Here is a 6,680-nt window from a genome sequence, read left to right as displayed (position 1 = left end):
GGGGAGAGGACCACGCCCTGGTGGCGTGCTTTGCCTTTGCCGCCGCGGTCCCGGCGGGGTGGCGGGTGATCGGGCGGGTGCTCGACGGCCCGGCCCGGGTGCTCGTCGACGGTCGGGAGTGGGACGGTTATCGGGGGTGGCAGTCGTTCGACGGTTAAGGTGAATCGCTGTGCTCACCCCACCGCGATTCACCGTCTGCCACCGCCCTGGCCGGGGCAGCCTGCCGGCGAAGGGCCGGTCGTGACCGCCCGGCCGTTGACCGAACTCGTCGAGCAAGGCTGGGCGGCGGCGCTGCACCCGGTGGCCGATCAGGTCGCCGCCATGGGGCAGTTTCTCCGCGACGAGATCGCCGCCGGGCGCCGCTACCTGCCGGCCGGGCCGAACGTGTTGCGCGCCTTCACCACCCCGTTCCATCAGGTGCGGGTGCTGATCGTCGGTCAGGATCCCTACCCGACACCCGGGCATGCGGTGGGGCTCAGCTTCTCGGTGGCCCCCGAGGTGCGGCCGCTGCCGCGCAGCCTGGCCAACATCTTCACCGAGTACACCGCCGACCTGGGGCATCCGCAGCCGTCGTGCGGGGATCTGACACCGTGGGCGCAGCGCGGGGTGCTGTTGCTCAACAGGGTGCTGACCGTGCGGCCCGGCAACCCGGCCTCGCACCGCGGCAAGGGCTGGGAGAAGGTCACCGAGTGCGCGATCCGGGCGCTGGTGGACCGCGAACAGCCGATGGTGGCCATTCTGTGGGGCCGCGACGCGTCGACCCTGAAACCGATGCTGGCCGGTCCCTGTGTCGCGATCGAATCGCCGCATCCCTCGCCGCTGTCGGCGTCGCGCGGGTTTTTCGGGTCGCGGCCGTTTAGCCGCGCCAACGAGCTGCTGACCCAGATGGGCGCCGAACCGATTGACTGGCGGCTGCCGTAGGAGCCGCGTCACGGCGGATGTGGACCATCTTTGGGGCTGGTTTGGTCTGGATATAGACTAATCGCGGCTATGATTGGCGTATGACGATTGCCGCGACTCCTGTTCCGTTGTCAGAGGCCAAGGCCCGGCTATCGGAATTGGCCAGGCGGGTGCGCCAGCAACATGAGCGCATCACCTTGACCCGCAACGGGGAAGCCGAGGCCGTCCTGCTTTCAGTGGATGACCTCGAAGGGATGGAAATGACGCTGGAAATCCTCGGCGACGCCGAGGCGGTCGCGCGCATCTCCGAGAGTCTGGCAGCGCTGGGACGTGGCGAGCCCGGCGCTGACCTGGCCACCGTTCGTCAGGATCTGGCGCGACGTCGCGCTACCGGCGCGTGACGGAATCTGCCGAGCCTTACCAGGTCCGGTTTCAGCCTGCCGCGCGAAGCGCGATTACCGAACGTCTACCAGAGGCGGTCGCGGCCGCCGTGCTCGAATTCTGTGATGGCGCGCTTGCCGCCAATCCGCGGCGGGTCGGCAAGCCGTTGTTCGGGCCGCTCGCCGGCTGCCATGGTGCCCGTCGCGGCACCTATCGCATCGTCTACCGCATTGACGACGACAACCGGGTAGTCCACGTCCTCGATATTGACCATCGATCGCAGATCTATCGCCGCCCGCAGCCGTGACGGCCAGCGGAATCACAGAGAGACGTCAGCGAGCGTGCGCAAAAACGGTGCTCACCTCGGCGTGTCGGCCGGGGACACGCACGCTCGCGGGGGAGAAGGGCCCCTAGCCGCGGGTGACTTTACCGGCCTTGATGCAGGAGGTGCAGACGTTGAGCCGCTGCTTGTTGCCGCCGGGGCGGGTCACGGCGTGCACGGTCTGGATGTTGGGGTCCCAGCGCCGGCTGGTCCGGCGGTGCGAATGCGACACCGACTTGCCAAAGCCGGGGTGCTTCCCGCAGATATCGCACACGGCAGCCATAACTGAACTCCTCGAACGTCTGCTTGAGGGCCAACGACCCTAAGGGTGACCCGACAACCCGATAAGGATAGCCGCCGCGGCGGGCAAGTGCCAAAACGATCAACAGCCGGCCCCGACCTTATGACCAGTGCTGTCGGCGTCACTGGCTAGGCTGGCGCCCATCGGAGGCGCGAGGAGGTGGGGCATTGGTGAGACGGTCGGAACGGCTGTTGGACGCGGCCGCCCTGCGTGATTGGGCCCACACCGCGGTCGGTGACCTGATCACCCACACCGACGAGATCAACCGGCTCAACGTCTTCCCGGTCGCCGACGCCGACACCGGCATCAACATGCTGTTCACCATGCGATCGGCGCTGGCCGAAGTCGGCACTGCGGCCGGCTCAGGGGACGTGGCCCAGGTCGCGGCCGCGCTGTCGGTGGGCGCCATCCACGGCGCCCGCGGCAACTCCGGGGTGATCCTGTCCCAGATTCTGCGCGGCCTGGCCGACGTCACCGCCGGCGCGGCCGCCGACGCCGGCGGCGAACTGCCCGACATCAACCCCGCCGTGCTCGGGGCGGCGCTGCGCCACGGCGTCGCCCTGGTCGTCGCCTCGATGGGCGGTCAGGAGGTCCCGGGCACCATCGTCTCGGTGCTGCGGGCGGCCGCCGAGGCCGTCGAACACTGCGCCAGCGACGGGGAGGACCTGCCCGCCGCGGTCACCGCCGCCGGCGACGCCGCGGCCGTCGCGCTGGAAAAAACCCCCGAGCAGCTCGCGGTGCTCGCCGACGCCGGCGTGGTGGACTCCGGCGGGCGCGGCCTGCTGGTGCTGCTCGACGCGCTCAGCTCGACGATCACCGGGCGCGCCCCGGCCCGCACCGTCTACGAACCGGCGCCGCGGGCACCGCAGCCGGAGACCCCCGCCGAGGCCCCCGGCCCGCAATTCGAGGTGATGTACCTGCTGCACGGCTGTGACGCCGCGGCGGCCGACGTGCTGCGCGACCGGCTGCAGCAGCTCGGCGAGTCGGTGGCGATCGCCGCCGCGGGCGCCGGCGCCGACGGCTATTCGGTGCACGTGCACACCGACGACGCCGGGGCCGCGATCGAGGCGGGGCTGGCCTTCGGGCGCCCCAGCCGCATCCAGATCTCGGCGTTGATGCCCGGCGCGAGCGGGCTACCGCCGGGCAGCTGGGCACGGGAGCGGGCGGTGCTGGCCGTCGTCGACGGCGACGGCGCCGCCGCGCTGTTCGGCGGGGAGGGCGCCTGCGTGCTGCGCCCCGACCCCGACGCCGCCGACCCGACCATCGTCAGCGCGCATCAGCTGCTGCGCGCTGTGGTCGACACCGGGGCCGCGCAGGTGATGGTGTTACCCAACGGCTACGTGGCCGCCGAGGAGCTGGTCGCGGGGTGCACCGCGGCCATCGGCTGGGGCATCGACGTGGTGCCGGTGCCCACCGGATCCATGGTGCAGGGCCTGGCCGCGCTGGCCGTGCACGAGGCCGACCGCCCGATGGTCGACGACGGGTACACCATGGCGCGGGCGGCCGGCGCCGCCCGGCACGGGTCGGTGCGCATCGCCACCGAGGAGGCGCTGACCTTTGCCGGGGCGTGCCGACCCGGTGACGGACTGGGCATCGCCGGCGACGAGGTGTTGATCGTGGCCGACGACGTCGCCGCGGCGGCGATCGGCCTGATCGACCTGCTGTTGGCCGCCGGCGGTGAGCTGGTGACGGTGCTGGTCGGTGACGGCCTCACCGCGACGGTGGGCGGGATCCTGGAAGCCCATGTGCACGACCATCATCCGGGAACCGAGCTGGTGTCCTACACCACCGGGCACCGCGGCGACGCGCTGTTGATCGGGGTCGAGTAGCCGTGGTGGGGCTCGGAGACCGGCTGGACTACGTGGTGGGCGCCCGCTCCGCCGACCGGCTCAACGAAGTCTTCGGTATCCGGACCGTCGACGATCTGCTGCGGCACTATCCGCGCAGCTACGTCGAGGGCGCGACGGTGCGCGGCGCCGACGACGAGCGGCCCCCCGCCGGCGAACACATCACCATTGTCGACACCATCACCAACGCCGTGATGCGGGACATGACGAAACGCAAGGGCCAGTATCTGGTCATCACGGTGGGCAGCGGCCGAAACAAGGTGACCGCCACCTTCTTTAACGCCAAGGGCCTCAAATACAAGCTCACCCGCGACACCAAGGTGATGCTGTCCGGGGAGGTCGGCTTCTTCCGGGGGGCCATGCAACTGACCCACCCGGACTTCCTCATCCTGGATTCCGGCCCGAAGAACTTCGGCAGCGACGCGCTGCGGAACATCGCCGAGGCGTCGCAGGCGATCAGCGGGGAAGTGCTGCAGTCGGAGTTCGAACGCTCCTGCTACCCGATCTATCCGGCCAGCACCAAGCTGCAGAGCTGGGACATCTTCGCCTGCGTGCGCCAAGTGCTCGAGGTGCTCGACCCGGTACCCGATCCGTTGCCGGAGGCGTTTCGCGCCGAGCACGGGCTCATCGGTGAGCAGGAGGCGCTGCGCGCCATCCACCTCGCGGAAAGCGAGGCCGAGCGCCAGCGGGCCCGCGACCGGCTCACGTTCGATGAAGCCGTCGGCCTGCAGTGGGCGTTGGTGGGCCGCCGCCACGGCGAGCTGGCCCGGTCCGGGCCCGCGGCACCGCACCGGTCCGATGCGTTGGCGGGACAATTGTTGCGCCAGTTGCCGTTCGAGTTGACCGACGGTCAGCGTGCGGTGCTCGAGGTGCTGCACCGCGAAATCGGTGCCACCCGCCCGATGAACCGGCTGCTGCAGGGGGAGGTCGGCTCCGGGAAAACCATTGCGGCGGTGGCGGCGATGCTGCAAATGGTCGACGCGGGGTACCAGTGCGCACTGCTCGCGCCGACGGAAGTCCTTGCCGCCCAGCATGTTCGATCCATCCGTGACGTGCTGGGCCCATTGGCGATGGGGGGTCAGCTGGGCGGCGCCGACGACGGCATCCAGGTGGCGCTGCTGACCGGCTCGCTGTCGCCGGCGCAAAAGAAGCAGGTTCGCGCCGAGATCACCAGCGGTCAGGCCGGGATTGTGGTGGGCACCCACGCGCTGCTGCAGGACGCGGTGGAGTTTCACCGGCTGGGCATGGTGGTGGTCGACGAACAGCACCGGTTCGGGGTCGAGCAGCGAGACCAATTGCGCGCCAAGGCACCCGACGGAATCACCCCGCATCTGCTGGTGATGACCGCGACGCCGATACCGCGCACGGTCGCGCTGACCGTCTACGGCGACCTGGAGACCTCGACGTTGCGCGAACTGCCGCGCGGACGCCAGCCGATCACCACCAACACGATCTTCGTCAAGGACAAACCGGCCTGGCTGGACCGGGCCTGGCAGCGGATCCGCGAGGAGGTCGCCGCCGGGCGCCAAGCCTATGTGGTGGCCCCCCGCATCGACGACACCGACAGCGCCGAGGAGGAGGGCAGACCCTCGGCCACCGCCGCCGAGCTGTTCGCCCGGCTGGGCTCGGGCGAGCTGGCCGGGTTGCGGCTGGGCCTGATGCACGGACGGCTGTCCGCCGAGCAGAAGGACGCCGCCATGGCGGCGTTTCGGGCCGGCGACACCGATGTGCTGGTCTGCACCACGGTGATCGAGGTCGGTGTCGACGTGCCCAACGCCACCGTCATGGTGGTGATCGACGCCGACCGGTTCGGCGTCAGCCAGTTGCACCAGTTGCGTGGCCGGATCGGGCGGGGCAGCCATCCCAGCCTGTGCCTGCTGGCGACCTGGGCTTCGGAAGGATCCAAGGCGGGCCAGCGGCTGCGGGCGGTGGCGAACACGCTGGACGGGTTCGCGTTGGCCGACCTGGACCTCAAGGAACGCCGCGAAGGTGATGTGTTGGGCCGCAGCCAGTCCGGCCGGGCCATCACCTTGCGGCTGCTGTCGCTGGCGGACCACATCGACATCATCGAAGCCGCCCGCGATTTCTGCACCCGCGCCCACCAGAGCAATCCCGCCGATGCTGGGTTGGCGCTGCTGGCGGCGCGCTTCATCGACAGCGAACGCATCGAATACCTGGACAAGTCATGAACCGCAAAGCGCTGCTGTGGCTTTCGGCGCTGGCCTTACTCGCGGTAGTGGTCGCCTATCAGGTGGTGGCCGCGGCGGGCAACCACGCCAACGAGTTCCGCGCCCGGGCCGGTGTTCCGACCGTGCACGCCGGAGCCGACGTGCTGGCCGGAATCACCGTGGTCCCGGCCCGCACGCATCGCTACGGCTACCACCGCGCGGCCTACGGCGACGCCTGGGATGACGACACCGACGCACCCGGCGGCCACAACGGGTGCGATACCCGCGACGACATCCTGGCCCGCGACCTGGTCGACAAGACGTTCGTGTCGACCAAACGCTGTCCCCACGCGGTGGCCACCGGCACCCTGCACGACCCCTACACCAACGCCACCGTCGCGTTCCGGCGCGGCGCCCAGGTCGGGGCGTCGGTGCAGATCGACCACATCGTGCCGCTGGCGTTGGCCTGGGACATGGGCGCCGACGCCTGGCCGTTCCCGAGGCGGTTGCGGTTCGCCAACGACCCGGCCAACCTGCTGGCGGTGCAGGGGCAAGCCAACCAGGACAAGGGCGACGCGCAGCCCGCGCTGTGGATGCCGGCCAATACCGCGTTTTGGTGCCAGTACGCGATGCAGTTCATCGCGGTGCTGCGCGGCTACGCGCTGCCGGTCGATGCGCCCTCGGCGGCGGTGCTGCGCCGGGCGGCGGCCAGCTGCCCGACCGGGTAGGTACCTGGCCGCGAGCAGACGTAAAAGCCCCCA

Annotated in this window: 7 protein-coding genes and 1 pseudogene; 7 read left to right on the top strand and 1 reads right to left on the bottom strand. The window is 70.3% G+C overall.

Annotated features, from left to right (window positions below; translation table 11 throughout):
* The 4 genes and pseudogenes from BKN37_RS28275 to BKN37_RS27685 all read left to right on the top strand — a co-directional run.
* Window positions 1-158 (top strand): annotated as a pseudogene (locus BKN37_RS28275) (thiamine-phosphate kinase); the annotation flags it as partial.
* Window positions 159-240: 82 nt separating this feature from the next.
* A complete protein-coding gene (locus tag BKN37_RS09110; RefSeq protein WP_071024660.1) occupies window positions 241-921 on the top strand; it encodes a uracil-DNA glycosylase in 681 nt (226 codons plus the stop codon).
* A gap of 80 nt (window positions 922-1,001) precedes the next feature.
* Window positions 1,002-1,301, top strand: a complete 300-nt coding sequence (locus tag BKN37_RS09105) for a type II toxin-antitoxin system Phd/YefM family antitoxin (RefSeq protein WP_071024658.1) — start codon at window positions 1,002-1,004, stop codon at window positions 1,299-1,301.
* Window positions 1,298-1,588 carry a type II toxin-antitoxin system RelE family toxin gene (locus BKN37_RS27685; protein ID WP_083341680.1) on the top strand — a complete coding sequence of 97 codons (291 nt, stop codon included), beginning with the start codon at window positions 1,298-1,300 and terminating at the stop codon, window positions 1,586-1,588. The genes BKN37_RS09105 and BKN37_RS27685 overlap by 4 nt, the downstream gene beginning before the upstream one ends.
* Window positions 1,589-1,691: 103 nt before the next feature.
* On the opposite strand, the gene rpmB is transcribed toward BKN37_RS27685, so the two are convergent.
* Window positions 1,692-1,886, bottom strand: coding sequence for a 50S ribosomal protein L28 (gene rpmB / locus BKN37_RS09095; RefSeq protein ID WP_071024654.1), 195 nt, complete (start codon window positions 1,884-1,886; stop codon window positions 1,692-1,694).
* Window positions 1,887-2,095: 209 nt separating this feature from the next.
* On the opposite strand from rpmB, the gene BKN37_RS09090 reads away from it, so the two are divergent.
* The 3 genes from BKN37_RS09090 to BKN37_RS09080 are packed head-to-tail and all read left to right on the top strand — an operon-like array spanning window position 2,096 to window position 6,647.
* On the top strand, window positions 2,096-3,733 hold the full coding sequence (locus BKN37_RS09090; RefSeq protein ID WP_071024652.1) for a DAK2 domain-containing protein: 1,638 nt from the start codon (window positions 2,096-2,098) through the stop codon (window positions 3,731-3,733).
* Between the two features lie 2 nt (window positions 3,734-3,735).
* Entirely contained in the window at window positions 3,736-5,940 is a 2,205-nt protein-coding gene (gene recG / locus BKN37_RS09085) for an ATP-dependent DNA helicase RecG (RefSeq protein WP_071024650.1), read from the top strand.
* On the top strand, window positions 5,937-6,647 hold the full coding sequence (locus BKN37_RS09080) for an HNH endonuclease family protein (protein ID WP_071024648.1): 711 nt from the start codon (window positions 5,937-5,939) through the stop codon (window positions 6,645-6,647). The genes recG and BKN37_RS09080 overlap by 4 nt, the downstream gene beginning before the upstream one ends.
* Window positions 6,648-6,680 lie beyond the last annotated feature (33 nt).

Origin of the sequence: Mycobacterium talmoniae (assembly GCF_001854525.1) — a bacterium.
Lineage (GTDB): Bacteria > Actinomycetota > Actinomycetes > Mycobacteriales > Mycobacteriaceae > Mycobacterium > Mycobacterium talmoniae.
This window is presented reverse-complemented; position numbering and strand designations above follow the sequence as displayed.